Below are 23752 nucleotides of genomic sequence, written 5' to 3' on the forward strand. Positions count from 1 at the left end.
CCGGTCGCACGCGCCATTCCTTTCCGTTGCCGCGGCCTTCAACGCGTCCTGCATATCTGCTTCGGCCTGGCCCGTGGCGCGCTGCGCGGCCATTGAAGCCTGACTCCCCGTATGGTCTTCCGGCAGTTCCGGGCGCTTCGTTGCGGACACAACCACGTTCAACAGTTTTGCGAACTTGCTCATGGTAGGTCTCTCGTAGGATCTTGTCGTTTTTTGACAGTGCAAGGAAGATGATAGATGGGCCATATGTTTTTAGTATGCACCTTGGAAAAAGCCTGTTTGGTTGTGTTGGGAAACGAACATAACGAGGGCAAGTACAAAAGGTTCTAGAGCTACATGAAGAGGTTGTCCCCGCTATGTTTTTATTCAACAGCAGCGTATCTGTCCGCCCAAACCGGCTCCATGTACACGCCCACGCCGACGTCAGCGGCCTGTAGCACGCGCTTGGCGGCCCACCAGTACGGGCCGTTTCGCAGATATCACAGCACTGCTCACTGCGAGGCTGGGTTACGAATTCAGGGGATCAGGTCCCGTCGCATGAAATTCACCCATGAGCGAGGCGGCGCGAGATTTCAGCCCGGCACTGTCAAGTTGAGGAGCATAGGCTACGTGCCGGCCTCAAGAATAGTTATCCTTCAACTGGTTGCGCGTTTCCGTCCATTGCGAACGGAAGAACTACGATGACCGTTGGTAATCGTGCGAAGCCAGGAACATCGTTGTGAAAAGCGACTGGTATCTCGATATCGGAGTTTGAATTATGATCAGGAATGCGAATGCAACCGGCGTGAGCAATCACGGCGCGTACCGCAGTCAGTGAAGTGCGAGCCCCGCGCTGGTTCAGCAGTAGTGGCGCAGGTTAATCATCGTATAGGCAAGCGTCTTGAACGCGTAGTGAACGTCACTGATGCGTTCAAAGCGCAGCAGCAGACGGCGGAACTTGTCCTCCCAGGCGAAGACCCGTTCAATGGTCCTGAAGCGCTCCTCGAAGATGGCCGGATCGTAGCGCTGCTTGCGGCCCCGCTTCGGTATTTTGCGTCCGCGCGGATTCTCGGGGATGTTCGGGGTCATGCCGCGATTGAAGATCGCCTTGCGGTTGGCCCTGCAGTCGTAAATGCCATCCAGGCTGACGATTGAACCGTGCAGGTCCGCGCCAATGGCGCGGGCCATGGCGGTAAGGCTGGGCAGCGCGTCGCGCAACAGCGGTGATTCGTTGCGGTTGCCGGGAGCGCTGATGAATGGAGCAATGACGTTGCAGTTGCGATCGCACAAGGCCACCACCTTGTCGCCCTTCAGATGCTTGTGCCCGCTATACCCGAGATTGTCGCCGCCTTTCTTCGCCGCCGTCGTGGTGCCGTCGCCGTGGATGACCGAAAGGTCAAGCAGCTGGTCCTGATGAAGTTGCTGCACCGAGCCCGAAAAGATGGCATCGATGCAACCATCGGCCTGCCAGCGACGAAACGTGCGGTAGATGCGCGTATAGTGAATTTCAGGGTGACCTTCTGCATTCCTGTCGATCGGCAGCATCTTCCATTGGCAACCCATGTACAGTGCCTGCAGGATGTAGTTGAAGATCTTGTGCAAGGCCAGCGTGGGGGGAGGTCCGCGACGGCCCAGGCTCAGATGCGGCCAGACAAATTGCTCGAACTGCTCCAGGCGCAATCTTGTTGGAATCTCTTGCCAGTATGGGCTTCGGGTCATTCGCTGCGTCCAGAAATCTGGACTTTAGCCGATCTGGCTACTCTGACCTGAAATCCAGTCCTGGCGCGGCTTGCAGACAAATTCCACGGCCGTCGAAAACCCGCAACCAGTTGGCTATGAAACACGCGGGTGGCATTCGTCAGCGCGAGATCGATCAAGGCATGGTACTGCTCTGTTGCAGCAAGCGGCAGATGGATCTTGTCGTCGACAGTTGGCCTTCGCTGAGTGCTTCGATTAACAGACGTCGATACGTCAGACACGACGCGGACAAGCCCGGCAGCCAAGGTCGCATGCGGACCACTGTATGTCGGAAAAGGACGTTACCTGGCAATTCTGGCGGATGATTCTCAATGCTCAATGGGTGGTTTGACGGCAAACGGGAGAACGGCGATGAGACTGATCAGAAAGATATTCGTGGCGAGCGCTTTGAGCGTGGCGCTGGCGACAAGCAGCGCGGGTGTGTCGGCCGATACGAAGCCGACCATCAAGATCGGTTACGTGGAAGGCTGGGACGATAGCGTCGCGACCTCGAACGTGGCCGCGCGCGTGATCGAAAAGCGCCTCGGCTATCAGGTGCAACTCGTGCCGGTCGCGGCGGGCGTGATGTGGCAGGGCGTGGCGCGTGGCGACCTCGACGCGACGCTGTCGGCCTGGTTGCCGGTGACGCACGGTGCGTACTGGAACAGATTCAAGGACAAGGTGATCGATCTCGGTCCGAACTTCAACGATGCCAGGATCGGCCTGATCGTGCCTGACAATGTCGACGTGAAAACCATCGGCGATCTCGAAGCGAAGAAGGCGGAATTCGGTTCGCGCATTGTCGGCATCGACGCCGGTGCGGGCGTGATGCAGAAAACCACCGAGGCAATCAAGGCCTATGGGCTCGACTATCAGTTGATGCCGAGCTCGGGCAGCGCGATGACCGCGGAACTGGCGCGCTCGGAAGCAGCGAGCAAGCCGATCATCGTGACCGGCTGGAAGCCGCACTGGATGTTCGCGAAGTACAAGCTGAAATTCCTCGAAGATCCGAAGAAGGTGTTCGGCGAAGCGGAGCACGTGGATAGCGTGGCGAATCCCGAGCTCGAGAAGAAGGCGCCGACGGTCGTCGCCTTCCTGAAGAAGTTTCAGTGGAAACCGGGCGAGATCGACAGTGTGATGCTGGCCACGCAAAACGGCGAGACGCCGACCGCCGCCGCCGATGCGTGGATCAGCGCGCATAGCGATCGAGTGGATAACTGGGTGAAGTAAGCCCGTTGTTCTGCTGCATGAAGTTGCCGTCCTGCGCGAGCGGCAACTTTATTTTCCGGCACGACAGGTCTATCGCCGTTGATAAACACGCGCGGCTCGATAAATGCATTCACCTCGCGCGAGCGTAATGTATTCGATGTTGCCTCGCGTGGCGAGCAGACGCGCTTTGGTGGCCGGGTAACTGCGCAACTGATCGGCGATTCAACCTGGGGCTTTGGCTGCCTGACCGTTGCGGCGAGTTCGGTCGGACATATTGGTTTCGCTGAGACGAACCACTTGGACCTAGTAGTAGCGCCTCAGTCCACTTGCTGGCAACCCGTCCGTGTGGTTTTCTATAGGGGTGTGAACATGGTAAGCGTGAATTCCTTTCATAAGCCAGCTGGTTATAACATCTACGGAAAGATCACCTGTTTTGGCATAAGGAGATGAGGGCCGACCGCCATCCCGCTAACTCGCCCCTGCCAGGCCGAGCCGCATCCGGTAGTCCGTGAGCAGTTGCTGTTGCGCGTCGAATTGCGCGGCGAGCTTCGTCAGGTCGTGATGCCGTTGCTAAAAGAAGAGCGGGTTACTGGCGGGGCATGACAACTCCAATAGGTGAACCGAAAGCTTCCGGGTCGGGATGCTACGGGGTAGGCAGAGGGCCGGCGGACAAGCGGTCGCTCAAACGAAGCGACGGACGTACGTCCGAATGCGTTGCGCCCAATGGAGGGGCCCGGGCCGAGCATTCTGGGCAGGAACGCCGGCCGCAAAGCAGGCCATAAAGCAGCCTGCGAAGACCGCTCTGGCAACCCTGAATCAACGTGCTAGGCTAGTAGAGTCACATGGGCACTGCGGCGGGCCGCATGAGATCGTCCGTTTCGTGGGCCGATCCCGCATTCAGGTAAGCCAGTCCGTTGGCCGGTGCCTCCATCGAATCTGCAAACGACATGGACAAGCCCGTCATCATTGCGGTCGACGACGACCCTGAAGTGATCGACGCGGTCGCCCGCGACTTGCGGCTCGGGTACGGCGAGCATTATCAGATCATGCGTGCCGGGTCGGGGCAGGCAGCGCTCCAAGCGGCCCATCAGCTGCGGTTGCAGAACCGCTCGGTTGCGTTGTTCCTGGTCGACCAGCGCATGCCGCACATGAGCGGTATCGAGTTCCTCGAGCAGGCGATCGCGCTGTTCCCCGAAGCGAAGCGGGTGCTGCTGACGGCGTACGCCGACACGGATGTCGCGATCCGCGCGATCAACAAGGTAAGGCTCGACTATTACCTGCTGAAGCCCTGGCATCCGCCGGAACTCAGCTTCTACCCGGTGCTCGACGATCTGCTTGAGGCCTGGCAGGCCGCGTGGCGCGGCAGCTTCAAGGGGATCCGCCTGCTCGACCATCGCTGGTCGCCGCAAGGCCACCAGTTGCGCGATTTTATGGCGCGCAATCATATTCCATACAAATGGCTGGACGTGACGAGCGGCGGCGAGGCGGACGTATTGCTGAGTTCGCTCGATGCCGCCGCGAGCCAGCTTCCAGTGCTGATTTTCGAGGACGGCTCGACGCTCTGCCGCCCGACGATTGCGCAGATTGCCGACAAGGTGGGGCTCGTCACCCATTCGACCACGCCCTTTTACGACATGCTGATCGTGGGAGGCGGACCAGCAGGGCTGGCCGCTGCCGTGTACGGTGCGTCGGAGGGCTTGAAGTCGGCCATCATCGAGCACGAAGCGCCGGGCGGGCAGGCGGGCACCACATCCCGCATCGAGAACTACCTCGGATTCCCGTCCGGGGTGAGCGGCGCGGAGCTGTCGCGGCGTGCGCTCACCCAGGCGAGGCGTTTCGGCGCCGAGATCATCCTGACCCAGCGGGCGGTCGGCACGCGGGTGGAAGGCCCGTACAAGTTCGTCACGCTGTCCGACGGCTCAGAGGTGAGCTGCCATGCGCTCGTGGTGGCGAGCGGCGTGTCGTACCGGCAGCTGGACGCACCCGGCGTGGAGCGCCTCACGGGAGCGGGGGTCTACTATGGTGCGGCGATCACCGAAGCCGTCTGTTGCGCGAATCAGGATCTCTATGTGGTCGGCGCGAGCAATTCTGCCGGCCAGGCCGCGATGTTCCTCTGCAAGTACGCGCGCAATGTGGTGATCGTGTGCCGCGGCTCTTCTCTCAGTGCCGGCGTCTCGCGCTACCTGATCGATGAGATCGACGAGACGCCGAACGTCAGTGTGCGCCCTCACACCATGGTGGCCAGCGTCGACGGGCAAGGTCATCTGTCGGAAATTACGCTGCGCGATGTCAACTCCGGCGCGATCGCAGTTGTCCCGGCCGGCGCACTGTTCATCTGCATCGGTGCCGAGCCTCGCACCGAATGGCTCAGCAATGTCGTCCAGCGCGACGACTACGGCTTCGTGGTGACCGGCCGCGCTTTGCGCACGGACGGCAAGCGCCCGACGGGCTGGCCACTGGCTCGCGACCCCTTCCTGCTGGAGACGAGCGTGCCCGGCATCTTCGCGGCGGGCGACGTGCGCGCCGGCTCGATCAAGCGGGTCGCGGCAGCCGTGGGCGAAGGCTCGACCACTGTGCATCTGGTGCATCAATACCTTGCCACCCTATGATCGACTTTGACAAACTGCGCACGGTGCCGCTCTTCGCGGATCTGTCGGACGAACGGTTGCGGTGGCTCGGCAAACACCTGACGGAAATCTATGTAAAAGCGGGGGACGCCATCATGCGCGAGGGCGAAACGAAGCCCGTCCTTTTCCTCGTGCTGGAAGGAGAGGTCCGGGCCACGACGTCTTCCGGAGCCAGGCAGATTCCCACCAACCGGTTCGTCGCGCCAAGCTTCTTTGGGGGCGCGTCCCTGCTCGCGGGCAGACCTTCCCCGGGCACGGCGACCGCCGCGACGGACAGCCACCTGGCACTGCTTCCAGAACGCGCGTTCCGGGAACTGCTGGTGGCCTCCGAGGCTTTCAGCCGGGTCATTTTCCGTAGCAGCCTCGATCGTCTCACCGCCCTCGAGGCGACCGTGCGCAATCGGGAGAAACTGGCCGCATTGGGCACCCTCGCAGCCGGCCTCGCGCATGAGCTCAACAATCCATCCGCCGCGGTGGCGCGCACGGCGGACTGCGCGGTCGCCACCCTCGCGATGCTGAATGACGCGGCGGTCGCGCTCGGCCACAGCACCATTCCCTCGGAAGCGATGAGCGCCCTCGACAGCCTGGGCGCGCGCAAAGGATCGGGGAGCGGCATCGCCACAAACGCGTTGCAGCAGAGCGCGGCCGAGGACGCGTTACATGAGTGGCTAGGCAAGCGCGGCGTCGAGCAGCCATGGCTGAAGGCTCCCTGCCTCGCGCGAATCGGGATCACGCCCGCGGACCTCGAGCCGATTGCGGGCCGGCTGAACGACGAACAGTTTGCGGCGAGCATCCGGTGGCTCGCAGCGACGCTGGAACTGCGCTCGCTGGTCGAGGAAACGAGGCGCGGCGCGGTGCGCATCTCCGAGATCGTCAAGGCGATGAAGTCTTACTCGTACATGGACCAGGCTCCCCAGCAGGCGGTCGATCTCCATGATGGCATCGACGATACCCTCACCATCATGCAGCACCGGCTCAAGCATGGTGTCACCGTGCGCAGGGAATACGACCGCAGCCTGCCGCACCTCGTGGTGCATGGCAGCGAACTCAACCAGGTATGGACCAACCTGATCGACAACGCCATCGACGCGATGGAGGGGAAGGGGGAGATCGTCATCCGCACGCGCCGCGACGCGAACGATGCCGTGATCGAAATCACCGATAACGGGCCCGGAATTGCACCGGAAGTGATGCCGCATCTGTTCGAGCCGTTTTTTACCACCAAACCGCTGGGCCAGGGCACCGGCTTGGGTCTCGACCTCTCGTACCAGACGGTGGTGCAAAGACATGGCGGAGAGATTCGCGTCGAATCGCGTCCGGGCGGCACGACGTTTCAGGTTCGCCTGCCGCTTGCGCCGTAAGCGCCGGCCAGCGAATAGTCCTGTAGCCAGGCGGCCGGGCGACGGCGGCGCCCGTCTTCCGGACGCGCGTTTTTCGCCGCAGAGGTGTGCCAACCATGATCGACCTCGAGAAGCTGGGCATGATGCCCGTGTTCGCGGAGCTCACGAGGGAGCGTCTGCAATGGCTGCGCGACAACCTCGCCGAGTCCGCCGTCAAAGCCGGCGAGGTGCTCATCGACGAAGGCGAAATGTGCACCAGCCTGCTGCTTCTGCTCAACGGCGAGCTCACGTCGACGAGACGGGCGGAGGGGCACCTTCCCAGCGAGCGCTACATGGCGCCTGAAGTCTTCGGCACGCCGTGCCTCGTTGCGGCGATTCCCTACCCGTCGACGCTCCGGGCCGCGACCGATTGCGACATCGCCTGGCTTGCCGAGCCCGCGTTCCGTGAACTGTTCATGTCCAGCGGGCCGTTCAACCAGGCCGTCGCGCGCGTGATGGCCGACTGGCTCACCACGCTCGAAGCCGCAGGACAGAATCGCGAAAAGCTGGCCGCGTTGGGCAAGCTCGCGGCCGGGCTCGCGCACGAACTGAACAATCCGGTTTCGGCCGTGATCCGCGCGCTCGACTGCATGCTCGACGGACTCGACGCGCTGGAGGATGCGTCCCTTGCGCTCGGCCGCAGCGCGCTGCCCCGCGATGCCCTCGATGCGCTGCGGATCCTTGCCCGCAGCAAGGGGGTGCAAACCGGCATGACGGGCGCGAATTCCCTCCGGCAAAGTGAAGCAGAAGCGCAACTCGGTGACTGGCTAGGGGCCCATCGGGTGACGAGGCCGTGGCTGGCTGCGCCCTGCCTCGTCGCGCACGGGATCGGCGTCGACGATCTCATGCGGCTCGCCAGCAGCCTGAGCGCGGAACAGTTCGACGCAGGCATCCGCTGGACCCTCGAGGCACTGGAACTGCACTCGCTGATGCAGGAGGCGATGCGCGGCTCGGCGCGCATCGCCGACATCGTGAAGGCGACGAAGGCCTATTCCTATATGGACCAGGCGCCGCAGCAGGAAGTCGACGTGCACGACGGCATCGAAGACACGTTGATCGTCATGGCTCACGAACTGAAGCGGGGCGTAACGGTTACCCGCGACTACGATCGCGGCCTGCCGCGTCTGCAGGTGTACGGCAGCGAGCTGAATCAGGTGTGGACCCGGATCGTCGAGAACGCGATCGATGCGATGAACGGGCAGGGCGAACTCACGATCCGTACGCGCCGTGGCACGGAGTGCGCGGTGATCGAGATCGGCGACAACGGCCCCGGGATTGCGCCGCAAGCCGTGCCGCACCTGTTCGAGCCTTTCTTTACGTCGAAGCCGGCGAACAAGGGTCACGCGCGGGGTCTGGGTTTGCACATCGCACACCGCATTGTGGTCCATCGGCACGGCGGAACGATTCAGGTCGATTCGCGTCCCGGACAGACAACGTTCCGGGTGACGCTGCCGCTCGGGGGCATGGCCACGACGCCGGTTACCGGAAGAATCGGCTCGAATCGGTCGAACAATTCATCGTGAATTGTGCTCCTCTTCCAGCAGCCGAAACGCTACCGCGCCATGGCCGGTGCGGTGTCTTCGGTCATTGGCGCGGCCACCGACGCAGCATCAGGCGCCACGTGGGACAGCTTCATCATGCGCGGCTGGAGCAGCAGCGCGACGAGCCCGCTCCAGCCGGTCTGATGCGAAGCGCCGACGCCGCGTCCGTTGTCGCCGTGAAAGTACTCATGGAACAGCATGAGATCCTGCGAACGCGGGTCGGCTTGCAGCATCGGATAGGCCGCCATCACGGGCCGCGCGCCTTGTGCATCTTTGAGAAAGAGCGTGGTGACGCGCCGTGCGAGGTCGTCGGCAATCTCGCTGAGCGAAAAACAGTTGCCCGACCCCGTCGGATATTCGACGCGAAACTCATCGCCGTAGTAGCGATAGAACTCATACAGCGATTCGATCAACAGATAGTTGACCGGTATCCAGACTGGCCCGCGCCAGTTCGAATTGCCGCCGAACACGCGCGAGTCCGATTCGGCAGGCAGGTACTTGATGCAGACGCTCACGCCGCCATGGTCGAAGGCATACGGTGCATCGCGATGCACACGGGACAGCGCCCGTACGCCGTGCCCGGAGAGAAACTCGTTTTCATCGAGCACGCGGCGCAGCAGCGCTGTCATCCGGTGTCCCCGCAACAACGACAGCAGCGTGGTATTACCCTTGCCGGGTTCGGTCCAGCGCGACACCAGCTTTGCCAGATTCGGCCGATGATCGAGAAACCACGCGAGCCGTTCGCGCAATCCCGGCAGATGGCCGTACACCCGCTCCTCGAGCACGTGAACGGCGAACAGCGGAATCAGCCCGACGATCGAACGAATGCGCATCGGCACACGGGTACCGTCCGGAAGGTGCAGTACGTCGTAGAAGAATTCGTCGTGTCCGTCCCATAACCCTGTCCTGCAGCCTTCGCTGCAACTGACCGCTTCCGCGATATACAGAAAGTGCTCGAAGAACTTCACCGCGATTTCGACGTACGCGTTGTTCGTCATCGCCAGTTCGAGGCCGATCTGCATCAGGTCGAGCGCGTAGGAGGCCATCCATGCCGTGCCATCGGCCTGATCGATGCGGCCGGCGGTCGGTAGCGGCGAAGACCGGTCGAAGATGCCTACGTTGTCGAGCCCGAGAAAGCCGCCCTGAAAGATGTTGCGGTCATCGGCGTCCTTGCGATTGACCCACCAGGAGAAATTGAGCAGCAGCTTGTGGAACATGACTTCCAGAAACTCGTGATCGCCAACGCCCGTCACCTCGCGGTCGAGTTCGTACACACGCCATGTTGCCCACGCATGAACCGGCGGATTCGCATCGCCGAACGCCCATTCGTAGGCGGGCAATTGCCCGTTCGGATGCATGTAGCGCTCCTTCACGAGCAGCAGTAATTGCTTCTTCGCGAAGTCGGGATCGATCATGGCGAACGCGGCCGCATGAAATGCGAGGTCCCACGACGCGTACCATGGGTACTCCCACTTGTCGGGCATCGACACGATGTCGCCATTGCACATGTGCCGCCAGTCCGCGTTGCGACCGTGCCTGCGTGCTCGCGGTGGCTTCGGTTGACCCGGGTCACCGTCGTGCCAGCGCGTCACGTCGAACTGGTAGTACTGCTTGGTCCACAGCATGCCGGCGAGCGCCTGACGCTGCACGAGCCGCGCATCGGCGTCGCCGATATCGTGCTGAAGCGCCGCATAGAATTCGTCGGCCTCCGCCTGCCGACGCGCGAAGAGCGTTTCCATGTCGAGCGGCACGGCATCCGGAGCCGGTTCGGGACGCCAGCGCAGATACAGCACCGAGCGCTCATGAGGCGCGAACTGCAGGTACACATGCGCAGCGGCGCGGGTGCCCCTGTCGCGCCGGATTGCCTGCTCGTCGCCGTCGACGAGGTAGTCATTGAAGCCGTCCTTGAACGGCCCCGCTCCTTCGAAGCCGAAAATGCGGCGCACATTCGTTTCGTTTTCGCAGAAGAGCCACTCGATCGGCTGTTGCGCCGACGCCGTCACGATCATCGTTCCGAGCGCCGGATTGTGCGCGACGACGCGCGCGCCTTCTTCTGCATTCGGCTCCAGCGTGAGCGACGGCTTGCCGGGCTTGCCCGACCACGCCCATCGGTTGCGCGCCCAGAATTGCGGCAACACATGAAGCGCCGCGCGCTGATCCGCGCGGTTCTCGACGGTAACGCGCATCACGATATCGTCGGGTGTGTGCTTCGCATACTCGACGCAGACGTCGAAGTAGCGGTTATCGTCGAACACGCCCGTATCGAGGATTTCATATTCGGGCTGATCGGTGCCGCGCCGCAGATTTTCGTCGATCAGGTCCTGGTACGGGTACGCGTCGTGAGGATATTTGTACAGCATTTTCATGTACGAATGCGTCGGCGTGCCGTCGAGATAGAAGTAAAGCTCCTTGACGTCCTCGCCGTGATTGCCTTCGGCATTCGTCAACCCGAAGAGCCGTTCCTTGATGATCGAATCGTGCCCGTTCCAGAGCGCGAGCGAGACGCACCAGTCGAGCGGGTCGTTGCCGAATCCGGCAATGCCGTCCTCACCCCAGCGGTACATGCGGCTGCGCGCATGATCGTGTGGAAAATAGTCCCATGCGGTGCCATATTCGCTGTAGTCTTCGCGAACAGTGCCCCATTGCCGCTCGCTCAGATAAGGTCCCCAGCGGCGCCATCGGTCGAGCTCCGGACCATGGAGCCGGGCACCTTCCATCGACTGGAGAAGATTGATAGCGCGTAGCGGTGGCATGGAACCTCCCGACCCGAAACCGACCATCCAGCACGTCAAGTGCATGAACAATCCGTCCTTTTCCATCGCGAGCGCCGTGTGCGCGCCGCATCAGGTGCTCAACATCCTCTCGATGCGCAACCGTTCACCGAGCGACCACGCCTGAAACCGGGGTGCCGCGCGGCGCTTGCGGCGGGTCGCCGTCAGCGGATTCGCTGACGTGAACGAGCCCTGCGGAATCGAGGTGGGCATACAGCGACGCGAGAAAACACACACGCGCCGCTTCGAAACTGACCGCGGCGGGGGATGCCCGTTTCGCGCCAGCGCGCAACCAGCTTCGACGAACGGCCCCATCAACCGTGGCCAGCCAATACCTTAATGATAAGCGCCATCGCGTTGCGGCGGCGATCCGCCGTACTCCGGGCCGACAGGAGCGAGCGTGCGCCGACCGGGCGGTTTGAGCGAGCTTGGTATTGTCAAGTTGAAGCCGGGTCGACGAATATAATGGGGCATGAAGAAAGCTTCCGCCTCCGTTTTGCCGTCGGCCGAGGCGCCGATTTCGTTCAAGGGCTAACGATTTCCGCCGAACATCATCAGCTACGTGGTGTGGCTGTACTATCGGTTCCCGCTCCGCCTGCGCATGGTTGCGGAGATGCTGGCGGCACGGGGAATCGAACTGACGGACGAAACGGTGCGGTGCTGGGCGACGAAGTTCGGTCTGGCGATCGCGAAGCGTATCCGTTTGACAGCGCCGGGTCGCGGCGACAAGTGGCACTGGATCAGGTGGTCGTGACGATCAGCGGCAGGAAGCATTGGCTGTGGCGGGCCGTCGATCAGCACGGCGCAGTGCTCGATGTGCTGGTGCAGAGCGGCCGCGACAAGGCGGCGGCCAAACGGCTGATGCGCAAGCTGCTCCGGCGCCACGGCTGCCCACGCGTGATCGTCACGGACAAGCTGCGCAGCTACGCGGCGGCGAACAACGAACTGGGCCTGAACGTCGAGCATCGGCGGCACAAACGACTGAACAACCGGGCGGAGAATTCGCACCAGCCCACACGCGTGCGCGAGAAGGTGATGCGCCGCTTCAAGTCGGCGCGCCATCTACAACGATTCACGTCGGTCCATGCTCAGGGGAGCAACCTGTTCATGCACTGCCGCTACAACGCGAACGCGCAACAGAAATGGCAGGCCCGCAAGCAGGCGTTCAAGGTGTGGGAAACCGCAACGGGCAATCCAATTCTGGATCGCATTGCCGCACAAATTAGTGTTCCTTATGTTAAGCGCTTTTGCCTGCGGGCCCTTCAACAAGTTGACACCCATTAGCGGGCGACAACTCAGATCAAGCGCATCAGACGATATCCCGTTTCTGAGGCAGCGGATCCTCAGGGATGGACGACAGCCATGCCGACTGTGAGCCGACGGCACCATAGCCATCGACGATCAACGCTAACGCATGACGCCGAGGCTCGATTTAGCCGTTGATGCCCACGACGCGAGGATCAATCGGATAGCCGCTAGAGAGTGTTCGGCCACCGGACTTGGCGCTGCCTGGTGTGGGGTTGAAAACTCAGGGGGCTGGACTCCCGGGCGCCTGAAAATGGCGGAGAGATAAGGCTTGCCGGATTTTGCGCAGCCTTCGACAGCCAGAGCAATCGCGGCATCACCGACATGGCGGCGCAGCCACTCGAGCGTCCGCCGATCCCTCTCGTTCGGGTATTCGTCCTTTTCGTGTCAAATCTGGCGGTTTGCTTTGTTTTTTCTTTTCAAAACAAACGCTTGCAAATCGTCGATTCTGCGGGAGGGCATCCTTTTGATGCAAAATCTGGCGCTTTCACCCACCCGCGCACCCGGCGGGCGAGCGCAGAACCGCTTCACGATCCTGCCATGCGCCGCCATGGTGCCGCATCCAGAAGCATCTCTCGATAGCGATCGATCGGAAAGCTCAGCGTTCCGCGGAAATTCACATGCGTAAAGTGCGCTGGCCCCATGCGCCGCAACCAGTCGTCGTCAATCCCTTGGCCCTTGCTTCGCCAACGATTCAGGGTTGCCTGGATGCGCTGTGTATTCCACCCGATGACCAGGTTCGTCAGCAGCGTCAAGGAGCCGGATATCGCGATCATTTCGTCGCGGCGCCGTCCGCGCTCCGGCGCGATCTTGCCCGTATAGATTGCGCGCTGCAACTGATGGACCGATTCACCGCGGTTGAGCAGCGTATGCATTTCTCGCCGGAACTCAATGTTGCTGAAGTAGTCGCACAGGAAAAGCGTGCGCAGTAACCTACCGAGATGGTCTGCTGCCCGGTATACCGGGTCGCCCTGCGCCGCGGTGCCGAACCGTTGCAACGCGACAATTGCGCTCACGCGTCCCGTATGAATTGATGCAACGAGGCGCAGCAGTTCCTTCCAGCCGTCACGAATCGCCTTGATGGAGATCTCGTAGGCGACGACAGCTGCCAGCCCCTCGGGCGCAACCACGGCTCTCGGCAGATGCAGTTTGCGTTCCGAGAGGTTGCGCAGACGCGGGCAGAGATCAAAACCGAGCAGCTTCGACACCGCCATCCCTACGTTCGTGTTTATATGGACAAGTCGGATTTTTTGTCAATCAATCAGAGTTTCGCTCGGTCGGGCCCGCGGTGTTCCGGGGCGTCTTCATTCGGCTCGCCCAAGTCATTCAGCAGTCGCGTGAGGCGCTCGGCGGTGGCTCGATGCCTCTCTTGTTCCTTGGGCCAGCCACGTATCTTCGCATCATCGGCCAGTGTCATTTCCAGCTTGCGGCGTTCTCGCAATCGCGGTACGTACGCGGGTGTCGTCACGAATCTGGCGCATGTCAGATACATGTCGCACTCGCACGGCCCCTCGGCAGGCAAACGCAGGCAGTGACCCAGTTCCAGTTCCGTCTTGAAGAAATTGCACTTCAACCAGTCTACAGAAGCCTTCGGCAAAGCACCGGTACGTAGCTGCTCCGCTGCAGGACCTGCAATGATCGAACCGGGCTCGAGAACGGACTTGTAGTCACGAAGGACCTCGCGATCGCTGATCTGTGCGTAGACGAGCGACATTGATGCACTTCGATGTCCCAGTATGCTCATGATCGTATGCAGCTTCGCTCCGCGCCCGGCCAGTTGCGTACCGACCGTATGACGAAAGCGATGAGGGCTGACAGTTCGGCAACCGTTCTCGTCGACAATGCCGGCGGCTTCGCAAGCCTGCTTCAACGAGACCTGGAAGAGATACGCACACGAGAGGAGTCTGCCGTGCGCCATGAACACGTAGCGTGTTGGCGCTCCAGTCAGCTCGTCCGTGAGGGCCCGCTCGCGCCCTCGATTCCGGTGAGCAATCAGTTCCCGGAGTTCCGTTGCTGCCTCTTCGTGCAACGGCACAACGCGTTCGCGGTAGGTCTTGCCGGCGGGCAAACGCAGGCGAGGTGTTCCGTCGGAATAGCTATCGAGGCAATCAATCGACAGTCGCTGAATCTCTCCCTTTCGAGCTCCGGTCCAGCGAGCGATAAGTAACGCGGTACGCTGATACGGACACTTGAGATCACCGACTGCGGCCATCAGACGCGCAAGCTCAGCGGCTGGAATGAATCGCGGCACACGCACCGGTATCTTCGGGAGATCCCCGACGCCCAACAATGGTCTGCACGGTGTGTCGTCCCATTCCCAGGCAGCGGTGTTGCGAAAGAATTGTGAGAGTGCAGAAACATGTCCACGTCGAGCCAGGGGCCCCAAAGGCTGCCCGGTTCGCGGGCTCGGCTGCTCCGACAGCACGACGAGATACTGCAGGACATCGTCTCGTGTGACCTGCGCAAAGCTTCCAATCGCCGGACGCTCTTCGTTCAGCCAAACCATGAATCGATACAGGGCGAGCTCGAATCGTTTCACACTTATTGGACGATCCGTGGCACTGCGCGCCACCAGCCAGCGGTTCACAACCTCGTGCATGCGCGGACACACGGACTTTCGTTCCTTGATGCTGCGCATGAACTTCCTTGGCTGGGCATCGAGTTGACCGCGATGAAACAGCAGCAACTCGAATTGATTCACGCGTAGTGTCCAACTCTTACGGAACGCCTCGAAGTTGCTCCAGGCGCTCGGATAGAACTCGACAAGATCGCGACCGGCCAGAAATGCGGCGACCGCTTCGCGCAACCCCTGCACGTGTTCGCCATTGAGCCTGGATGCATCAAGGCACCCCGTGTGCAACATGACGCGACTCACGGTCCAGCGCAACGTGGCATCCATGCCGAGCTTGCCAAAACCGAGTCGTTGGGCATCGGCCCGTAGGGCGCCGATCCCCAGGTCGATGCCCATCTGCGCGGCGACCTCCGGAACGAACAGAGGACTGCTAGCCAATAACCATGGGTAATCGAACTGCACGAAGCCGCGAAGTCCCAGGAACAGAAGATACGGTCTGGCGATGTGCGAAAGCTGTGCATCAAGTCCATACTGTTCTCTCGCCGACACGCTGCCGACGCGGATGGCCAGCGGCTCGGCGAACCACGCTTGAAGATTCGGCCAACGCCGCATGAAGCGGCGCATCTCATTGAGCCTGCTAGCACCCAACTTCATTGAGCCACGTAGCGAGCTGGCAAACCCGGCATATTCCGGCTCGGGACAATGCGCGCATGCTCGAGGCGGTGTGAGGATTGGGGCGGCTTTGACGTTTCGCGATCGCGGCATGGACGTTAGCCCGCTACGTAAGGCACCGGAACGTCAGTCACGCATTCGGCCTGATCAAGGCCCAGCGCCCGCCGGTAGTCGGCTACGACCTCCCGATCGGATATGCGGGTATAGATGCGCGTCGACTCGGGAGACGCATGACCGAGCCGCTTCTGAAGGGTCAGCTCGCGCATGCCCGCCTCCCACATCAGGGTGGCATGGGTGTGCCGCAGGCTGTGCGGCGTCACCCAGGGCTCGCGGATTCCGGCCCGCTCACAGGCGCGCACAAAGAGCTTGAACAAGGCGGGATAGCCGGGTGGCTCCAGCCGCCGTCTGCCGACGCCGCCGACGAGAAACACGAACGGACTGTCCCCATCATTGGGTCTCTCGGTCATGACGTAGGTGCTCACTGCTTCCAGCGTTGCGGGATCGTGGAGATCCACGACACGCTCGAAGCGCGACTTGGCCCGCACGCCCTTCGGGTGATCGTTGCGATATCGCACCACAACCCGCCGTTGTCCGTAGCGGATATCCTCGAGATGCAGGCCCAGCGCCTCCCCGGGCCGCAACCCTCCATCAAGCATCAGACGCACGACGGCGCGATCGCGAGCGCACCGTAGTTCAGCAAAAAGGGCATCAATCTGTTGTTCTGACATCGGGCGAGGTAACCGGCCCACGGTCTTTACGGAAATACGCCTTCGCAACGGTCGCTGGCGGCTCGCGCCATCCATGAATGGGCGATGCCGGTTGGTCACGCGCTGCTGCTGATGGTCACCCGTCTTCTCAAGCGGGTTACCGCTGTCAAGCTGGGCCGAGAGAATCGCGAAATCATAGAATGACGAGACCGCGGCGAGGATCCTGTTGACGGTCGTCGCGGCCAGTTGGGCCATCGGCTGGCCGTCGATGACCAGCGCCTCCGCTATCGACCGCCGACGGGGTGACAGCGGAATCCTGAGCGATCTCAGATAAGCCAAGGAATTCGACGGTATGCCACACCTTGACCTCGCGCCAGTCCAGATGCTGCTGCGCCAGGAAGCGCCACAGATGCTGCAGGTCGTGGGCATACGCAACGAGCGTGTTCGGCGAACAGTTTCGCGCTGCCAGATGTCGCAGGTAGGTGTTGACGGCGGCCACAGGTTCGCCAGCGTCATTCATTAGCTCAACAATTCTCTGCCCACTTGGCAGAAGTGCGTTGCGAACGGCCATGGTTGTCTCCTTTCGGGCAACCGGACGGCTGCCGGCCATTGACGGCGTGTCGTCGCCTGCTGCCTCCGTGACCACCGGGAATCTGTCGAAGACGTCGCCCGGCTGGCAGGCCCGCTCCGGGCTACACCCTGCGCGGGCCTGCCAGCCAAACGGTCATTCTGTTGTTTCCTGTATGCCTCATTCAGGTGGCGGAATGATGACGATGTCCATGTAACAACAAATCCATGCGTGTCTACTGAAAGACGCAGCAGTCCACCGTTGTCACGGTTCTCGTTGTGACGGATCACGCCCTCGATCGCCACGCCAGCCTGGCGTTCGTTCAGCACGATTGGCTGGTTATAGACAATGCCGTGCTGATCCAGCACGTGCGTGTACATGCCCACCGCATGGGTGCGACGTCGCGGATCGACCCGAGCATAAAACAGGTGCGGTGACGTATCCAGACTCATGGAGTTGCTCGATGCCTGTCGTCCGGTACCCCAGAGTTCGGTAATCGGATGCGTGCGTTGGAATCCAACCACGCGGTCGTTTGCCCGCGGCAGCCGACCGGGCATTTCAAGGAAGCGCATTGCCGTTGAAATATGCGCCGGGTCCAGTTGCGGGATCATGGCGGCGACGCTCCTCGCGTCCAGTTCCGTGCCGTGGGCGATCAACGCGGCGTACAGCGAGACGAGTTCGTTCGTATCACGCGCCTTGCGTGACCGGAGCACTTCACTGAAGCCAGTGTGAGCGTCCATCTCCATGATCGTAAGCGGTAATTCCTCCGCATCTGGCGAACCCAGCTGAGGAGGGTCAAGCTTGTGTCCGCAACAACAACTTGCGGACGCAAACATGACCCCAGACGATCTTGACTTCCTCCCTCTCAAAGTCACGCATATCGATGAAGGCGGCCGGCGCTGCTTTGATCCAGAGGACAAGCGCCGGCTGATCGAGGCATGCCAAAGGCCAGGAGTGTCGGTGTCCGGGCTGGCTCTCAAGGCTGGCGTGAACGCCAACCAGTTGCGAAAATGGGTCCAGCGCGAGCGCGGAGAGTGCCGCCGCACGGAGAAGCCCCTTGACGTTCACGTGCCGGCGTTCGTGCCGGTCGTAGAGCTCGCACCTCCCGGACCGGCGACGTCCGAAGCCTTGGCAGCCTCAACGCGACGCGAAGCAGTGAGGCCCTCGCACCGCCCGCCGTTGCCCTCACGCTTGGTGGCGCAGTTGCCTAACGGGGTGAGTCTTGAACTTGAATGTGGCCAACAGGATACGGCGCTGCTCACGGCGATGATCGACGCGTTGAGGAGTCGCTGATGCTGCGCTTCGCCGATGACCTGAGGGTCTACCTCTACCGCGAGCCGATCGACTTCCGTTGTGGCATCAATACCCTTGCCGCCCTGATTGAGGACTCGATGCAGATGGACCCTCTCGCCCGCGCCGTGTATGCGTTCCACAACCGCAAATGCGATCGCATCAAGCTCCTGCTGTACGATCGCACCGGATTCTGGCTGCTGCTGCGTCGGCTTGAGGAAGACCGTTTCGTCTGGCCGCGACGGCATGAGGAGGTGATCGAACTGACGACGCAGCAGCTTCACTGGCTGCTCGATGGCATCGACATCGACGCGCTTCGCCGTCATCCTGTGCGCCATTACCAGCACGCCAGCTAGCCCGGTGCGTTGCACGTAAACAACGGGAAGTGCGCCCTTAACGAATTGACGTAAACCTACGACGCGCCGCGCTTCGCTACCCTGGAGCGCATGAAGAATGCACTCGACCTCAAGCACGTACCCCGGGCCGTCGAGGGCTATATCCACGCGCTCGAAGCGCGTGTAGCCGACGACGCGAAACACATCGACGAACTGAACCAGCGCGTCGAGCAACTTGAAGAACAGGTCCGCCTGCTGCAGGCCGAGCATTACGCACCGAAAAGCGAAAAACGCAAGGATCGTGTGTTCGACGAAGCCGAGCAGATTGCACGGACCGAGCCCTGCGACGAGAACGATGAGGAAGTCCAGTCCGCGCTGCCCGACACCGGATTGCCATCGGCCAGCCAGCCTGAACGACGCAAGGCCGGACGCAAGCCGTTGCCGGCGTACCTGACGCGTGAACCAGTCGAATACGACCTGCCGGAGGACCAGCGAGGCTGCCCCTGTTGCGGCAATCCGATGCATCGCATCGGCGAGGACGTCAGCGAACAGTTGCACGTCGAGGTCAAGTGGACAGTCCGCAAAAACGTACGTTCCAAGTGGGCCTGCCGACACTGCGAGCGGCACGCCGAACATACTCCGGTCATGCTTGCGCCGATGCCGATTCAGCCGATCCCGGGTAGCCATGCGGACGCATCGGTGATCGCGACGGTCGCGATCGCGAAGTACGTCGACGGCATGCCGTTGTACCGGATGCAGGAGGCGCTCGCACGCTGGCAGATTCCGGTGAGTCGCGGCACGCTCGCCCATTGGGTCATTCGCCCCAGCGAACTGCACTACAGCCGCCTGTACGATGCGCTACATAAAACGTTGCTGTCGCAGCCACTAATCCACGGCGATGAAACGACAGTTCAGGTACTCAAAGAGCCCGGCAGGTCCGCGTTGAGCAAGAGCTACATGTGGTGCTACCGCAGTGCCCAGGACTGCGCCGAGCCCGTGGTGTTATTCGAGTACCAGCCGGGGCGCGGCCAAGAGCATCCGAAGAAGTTTCTGGGCAACTACAGTGGCATGCTGATGAGCGACGGTTACAGTGCCTGGCGCACGCTTAAAAATGCAACGCACTTCGGATGCATGGCACACGCGCGCAGGCTGTTCGTCAAGGCGGACAAGGCGGCTACAAAAAAGACGGACTCTGGCAAGCAGAAGATGCCGAATGCTCGCGTGGCGAAGGCGCTTGAGTACTTCCAAACCCTATACCGCGTTGAGGCACTGGCCAAAGGCGATCTGCCCGCCGGCCAGACACGTGCGGACTATACATACGAATTGCGGCAAAAACACAGCGTGCCGCTGCTCGAGGCCTTCAAGGCGTGGCTCGATGAACTGGCGCCGAAGGTGACGCCGCAAAGCCTGCTCGGCAAGGCGATTGCCTATACGCGCAACCAGTGGGAATATCTCAGTCGCTACGTCACTGATGGTTGCGCCCCCATCGATAACAATGTGATCGAGCGCGACGTAAGGCCGTTTGCCACTTCGAGAAAATCGTGGCTGTTCAGTGACACGGTTGATGGCGCGAAGGCCAGCGCCACGATCTACAGCCTGGTGCTGACGTGCCGGGCTTGCGGCGTCGAGCCGTACGATTACCTGCTGCATGTACTCACGGAGCTGCCGCAGCGTGCGCCCGATGCAGACGTCACCGACCTGTTGCCGTTCAATTATGCGCGGCAACAGCAGGCCAAGGCAGAGACAGGCTGACGTACTGGCCACGCGCCCGTCATCGTGACTGCGCGCGCTTCCATCAACCAGTGATGCGGCTACGCTCGACCGTCACTTGCAAGTAATTCTCCATTCGGTGTGCTAAAGCTCGCGCTTACCCATGATCATGTCGGCGAACTGCGCGTTGCCGATCTCCCTGAATATCAGATCCCGCGTACGTTTCGGTATGCCATCGGTCGGCAACGCTTCGATCATCGACAGGTGCACCGCGCCGTCGGTGCCGATCGTCACGCGGCCTGCCTCGCGCGCTTCCTCCAGCGCGGCCAGGCCGGCCTTGAGATGTTCCGTCAACCTTTCGAGGAATGGCTCCGCCGTTGCAGGCAATCCGAGCGACGACAGGAAGCGGTCGCGTTCGCTTTCCCATTGCGCGGGTGGAATCAGCAACTGATCGCGCTCACGGAACGACAGACTGTGGTGAATCCAGACAGAGCCCCGGCGAAGCCCCTTGCGCAGACCGGTGATTGCAGAGGCCTCCAATGCCCGCAACGCGCGCACCCGATCGTCACCCTGGACGAGATCGCGCCAGGCGGCGCTGACCGGCACATCGCAGTCGGGGGGGCAATTCGGTCGCACCACTGTCATGCAGTGTGCCGACAAGTTCGAGCTGTCGCAGGCTCGGTTCCGCTTCACCGCCCACGAAGCCTAGCTCACATAACGGCCCCAGCAGATTGCGGATGCGATGGTGATCGTCGGTGAGCGTTTCACGTACGCTGGCTGCGTGACTTGCCGGTGGCCTGTCTGGGAGGCCCTCAAGCAGCTTGCCAATATCGTCAAGACGTTCTTGCGCCGTGCGTTCGCTATCCTGAACCAGCGCCTTGATAGCGACCAGTTGCTGCCGGTATTCGATAGCGGAGCGTGCCTGTCGAACCATCGTGCGGTCGTAAGCCTGCCGGACGAGGTCGGAGACGCGGCGCCCCGTTTGGTAGAGCAGCGCGTCAGTCAGCTCGAGCGGCGTGACGCGCAGGAAGAAGATTAGCTCGATGATGCGGGTCGATGCCTTGAGTTCTCGGACCTTCGCAGGACGGCGAGCCTGGATGCGCTGCGCGTATGCACGCTGCTTTTCGATTGGCACTGGCTCGAATATCCACGTATGCGCACCAAGTTCCTTGAGGAACCGAATTCTTCGCAAGAGTTTCGGTGAGCGTTGTGGGGCTGTGTCGCGCCGGTGGGGTCTTGAGCCATTCGAGAACTCTCATGTCGGAGGTCCCGTGCTGGGCAGAGAGGACCGCATCGGCGTGCATCAACTGCGTTTCCGTGACCGTTGCCTCGATAAGTGCGAGCAGACCACGTTCAACGTCCGCCCAGATGGAACGGCCGAGGTCTCGCAGCTTCCGTTCGGCGGGTATCAGAACGCGACGCTCAAACAGCCAGCAATGGGCGTGCTGGAGCAGTTCGTCGAGCGTGAGCGATTCGGTGGCGTCCTGTCGCATCCACGCTTCCAGTTCCGCCCAGTGCTTTGGTCCGATCGACGTGATGCCGAGATATTCGGAGCTAAAGTCGGAAGTGGTGTACGGGGGAGTTGAGGCGGGAGATTGTAGGCGGTGGAGGTTTCAGCTGAGAATCTGATTGTCGAAGTCGGAAACCAGCAAACAACAAACCATCCACCATGAACAAGTTTACGGAAAAAGAAGTCGTTGGTCTATCGGGAGCCGGTCTGGGTCTGGACGAACTGGTGCGGCACGGAGCCCGGCAGGTGATCCAGCAGGCGATCGAAGCCGAGCTCGCGGCGCTGCTGGAGCGGTTCGAGAACGTCAAGACCTTGCACGGCCAGCGCGCCGTGGTGCGCAACGGCTATCTGCCTGAGCGCGAAGTGTTGACGGCGGCTGGGCCAATTGCCGTGAAGGTCCCGAAGGTTCGCGATCGATCAGGATCTGGTGTGAAGTTCAATTCGTCGATTGTGCCGCCGTATGTGAGGAAGTCGCCACGCGTGAGTGCTGCGCTGCCGTGGCTGTATCTGAAAGGCATCTCGACAGGCGACATGAGCGAGGCTCTGAGCGTCCTGCTAGGCGAAGATGCCAAGGGTCTGTCGGCCAATGTGGTGAGCCGCCTGAAGGCGCAGTGGGCCGACGAACATGCCAGCTGGAGCCAACGTGATCTGTCGAAATCGCACTACGTGTATTGGTGGGTCGACGGGATCCACACGGGGCTGCGAAGCGAGAATTCGGACGGCCAGTGCCTGCTGGTGATCATCGGCGTGAGGCCGGATGGGCGCAAGGAGCGCGTGGCGATCGGCGATGGGTACCGGGAGTCAAAGGCGTCCTGGCAGGAACTGCTGCTCGACCTGAAATCGAGAGGCCTGCAGGCTGGTCCGCTGCTGGCGATCGGCGACGGCGCGATGGGCTTCTGGGCCGCGCTGGAAGAAGTGTTTCCTGCGACGCGAGGCCAGCGCTGCTGGTTCCATAAGATGGGCAACGTGCTCAATGCGCTGCCGAAGTCGCAGCAAGGCAAAGCCAAAGCAGACCTGCAGGCGATCTGGATGGCCGCGACGCGCGCTGACGCATACGCCGCCTTCGATCGTTTCGTGACGGTCTACGCGGCGAAGTATCCGAAAGCCACCGAAACGTTGAAGAAGGACCGGGAAAGCCTGTTGGCCTTTTACGATTACCCGGCGGAACACTGGCAGCATCTGCGCACGACAAATGCGATCGAGTCGACGTTCGCGACCGTGCGCCACCGCACCACGCGTACGCGCAACTGCGTGTCGCGAGCGACCTTCCTGGGCCTGGCATTCAAGCTGATCGAGGAAGCCGAGAAAACCTGGCGCCGTATCAACGGCCCTGCACAGATCAAGCTGCTGCTGGAGGGCATTGCCTTCAAGGACGGCGAACAGGTGAAAGACGATCAACCGGTTCAGCAGAAACTCGCCGCCTGAAAGCGCCTGCCTTCAAGTTGCCCATACACCACTCTTGACGTTAGCTCAGATATTCGCAGGTCCAGAGCTGATGCTCATACAGTGTCTTATAACGCTTATAGAGCGTGCGGAGGGAGGCGATCGTCGGGGTGGGTAGGCTGAGCCGCTCGCCGACATAGCGCAACAGCTGGCGTGGCAGTGTGCCGACATGATCGAGAGTGTGGCCACTGGCACGCAGATAGACCAACTGGATCGCGACGCCGGCACGGTGATGGCGCCGAAAACGCTCTTTGACCGCGGCAACGTCGCTGTCAGTCAACGCGAAGTAGCGCTCCACGTCGAATTCCGAAAGTCGGGCGGGCAGGCGATCTTGTCCCACATAGCGAAATTCCAGACCTGGCATCTCCGTCTCCCGACAAGTCGCGCGATCCGTAAT

General features: G+C 61.6%; 15 protein-coding genes and 5 pseudogenes. 10 read left to right on the top strand and 10 right to left on the bottom strand.

What is annotated here, in order from left to right; translation table 11 throughout:
• Window positions 1-837: 837 nt before the first annotated feature.
• Window positions 838-1698, bottom strand: coding sequence for an IS5 family transposase (locus OKW43_RS38815; protein ID WP_090812218.1), 861 nt, complete (start codon window positions 1696-1698; stop codon window positions 838-840).
• 390 nt (window positions 1699-2088) lie between these two features.
• Here OKW43_RS38815 and OKW43_RS38820 point away from each other — a divergent pair, with 390 nt between their 5' ends.
• The 4 genes from OKW43_RS38820 (at window position 2089) to OKW43_RS38835 (ending at window position 8454) form a co-directional block, all read left to right on the top strand.
• A complete protein-coding gene (locus OKW43_RS38820; protein ID WP_429453935.1) occupies window positions 2089-2946 on the top strand; it encodes a glycine betaine ABC transporter substrate-binding protein in 858 nt (285 codons plus the stop codon).
• A gap of 926 nt (window positions 2947-3872) precedes the next feature.
• Window positions 3873-5534, top strand: coding sequence for an FAD-dependent oxidoreductase (locus OKW43_RS38825; RefSeq protein WP_429453937.1), 1662 nt, complete (start codon window positions 3873-3875; stop codon window positions 5532-5534).
• Window positions 5531-6913 carry a sensor histidine kinase gene (locus tag OKW43_RS38830; protein ID WP_429453939.1) on the top strand — a complete coding sequence of 461 codons (1383 nt, stop codon included), beginning with the start codon at window positions 5531-5533 and terminating at the stop codon, window positions 6911-6913. Before OKW43_RS38825 ends, OKW43_RS38830 begins: the two co-directional genes overlap by 4 nt.
• A gap of 95 nt (window positions 6914-7008) precedes the next feature.
• Window positions 7009-8454 (top strand): ATP-binding protein, encoded by a 1446-nt coding sequence (locus OKW43_RS38835; RefSeq protein WP_429453941.1) that lies wholly within the window; start codon window positions 7009-7011, stop codon window positions 8452-8454.
• A 29-nt stretch (window positions 8455-8483) separates the two neighbouring features.
• On the opposite strand, the gene OKW43_RS38840 is transcribed toward OKW43_RS38835, so the two are convergent.
• The gene (locus OKW43_RS38840; protein ID WP_429453943.1) at window positions 8484-11225 is read right to left on the bottom strand and encodes an MGH1-like glycoside hydrolase domain-containing protein; all 2742 of its coding nucleotides are present in this window, start codon (window positions 11223-11225) and stop codon (window positions 8484-8486) included.
• Between OKW43_RS38840 and OKW43_RS38845 the strand changes: the two genes are divergently transcribed.
• A complete protein-coding gene (locus tag OKW43_RS38845; RefSeq protein ID WP_429453945.1) occupies window positions 11224-11370 on the top strand; it encodes a hypothetical protein in 147 nt (48 codons plus the stop codon). The two genes, OKW43_RS38840 and OKW43_RS38845, sit on opposite strands and share 2 nt — an antisense overlap.
• 209 nt (window positions 11371-11579) lie before the next feature.
• On the opposite strand, the gene OKW43_RS38850 is transcribed toward OKW43_RS38845, so the two are convergent.
• The gene (locus tag OKW43_RS38850) at window positions 11580-11771 is read right to left on the bottom strand and encodes a hypothetical protein (RefSeq protein ID WP_429453947.1); all 192 of its coding nucleotides are present in this window, start codon (window positions 11769-11771) and stop codon (window positions 11580-11582) included.
• Window positions 11772-11793: 22 nt separating this feature from the next.
• Between OKW43_RS38850 and OKW43_RS38855 the strand changes: the two are divergent.
• Window positions 11794-12527 (top strand): annotated as a pseudogene (locus OKW43_RS38855) (IS6 family transposase).
• A gap of 548 nt (window positions 12528-13075) precedes the next feature.
• Here OKW43_RS38855 and OKW43_RS38860 read toward each other — a convergent pair.
• The 5 genes and pseudogenes from OKW43_RS38860 to OKW43_RS38880 all read right to left on the bottom strand — a co-directional run.
• Window positions 13076-13783, bottom strand: a pseudogene (locus tag OKW43_RS38860) (Tn3 family transposase); the annotation flags it as partial.
• A gap of 26 nt (window positions 13784-13809) precedes the next feature.
• A complete protein-coding gene (locus OKW43_RS38865) occupies window positions 13810-15774 on the bottom strand; it encodes a tyrosine-type recombinase/integrase (protein ID WP_429453949.1) in 1965 nt (654 codons plus the stop codon).
• Between the two features lie 116 nt (window positions 15775-15890).
• Window positions 15891-16754 (bottom strand): tyrosine-type recombinase/integrase, encoded by an 864-nt coding sequence (locus tag OKW43_RS38870; RefSeq protein ID WP_429453951.1) that lies wholly within the window; start codon window positions 16752-16754, stop codon window positions 15891-15893.
• On the bottom strand, window positions 16693-17070 hold the full coding sequence (locus tag OKW43_RS38875) for a site-specific integrase (protein ID WP_429453953.1): 378 nt from the start codon (window positions 17068-17070) through the stop codon (window positions 16693-16695). The genes OKW43_RS38870 and OKW43_RS38875 overlap by 62 nt, the downstream gene beginning before the upstream one ends.
• A 218-nt stretch (window positions 17071-17288) precedes the next feature.
• Window positions 17289-17816 (bottom strand): annotated as a pseudogene (locus OKW43_RS38880) (Tn3 family transposase); the annotation flags it as partial.
• 85 nt (window positions 17817-17901) lie between these two features.
• On the opposite strand from OKW43_RS38880, the gene tnpA reads away from it, so the two are divergent.
• From tnpA to tnpC, 3 genes are all read left to right on the top strand, one after another.
• Entirely contained in the window at window positions 17902-18360 is a 459-nt protein-coding gene (tnpA, locus tag OKW43_RS38885) for an IS66-like element accessory protein TnpA (protein WP_429445454.1), read from the top strand.
• A complete protein-coding gene (gene tnpB / locus OKW43_RS38890; protein ID WP_429445452.1) occupies window positions 18360-18713 on the top strand; it encodes an IS66 family insertion sequence element accessory protein TnpB in 354 nt (117 codons plus the stop codon). Before tnpA ends, tnpB begins: the two co-directional genes overlap by 1 nt.
• Window positions 18714-18803: 90 nt before the next feature.
• Window positions 18804-20444, top strand: coding sequence for an IS66 family transposase (tnpC, locus tag OKW43_RS38895; protein WP_429451058.1), 1641 nt, complete (start codon window positions 18804-18806; stop codon window positions 20442-20444).
• Between the two features lie 120 nt (window positions 20445-20564).
• On the opposite strand, the pseudogene OKW43_RS38900 reads toward tnpC, so the two are convergent.
• A pseudogene (locus OKW43_RS38900) lies at window positions 20565-21976 on the bottom strand (Tn3 family transposase); the annotation flags it as partial.
• A 95-nt stretch (window positions 21977-22071) separates the two neighbouring features.
• Between OKW43_RS38900 and OKW43_RS38905 the strand changes: the two are divergent.
• Window positions 22072-23337: an IS256 family transposase gene (locus OKW43_RS38905; RefSeq protein ID WP_429445585.1), complete on the top strand. Its 1266-nt coding sequence runs from the start codon at window positions 22072-22074 to the stop codon at window positions 23335-23337.
• Window positions 23338-23383: 46 nt separating this feature from the next.
• Here the strand turns inward: OKW43_RS38905 and OKW43_RS38910 are convergent.
• Window positions 23384-23719 (bottom strand): annotated as a pseudogene (locus OKW43_RS38910) (DUF4158 domain-containing protein); the annotation flags it as partial.
• Window positions 23720-23752 lie beyond the last annotated feature (33 nt).

The sequence above is a fragment of the Paraburkholderia sp. WC7.3g genome, from assembly GCF_050436345.1.
Classification (GTDB): Bacteria; Pseudomonadota; Gammaproteobacteria; order Burkholderiales; family Burkholderiaceae; genus Paraburkholderia; species Paraburkholderia podalyriae.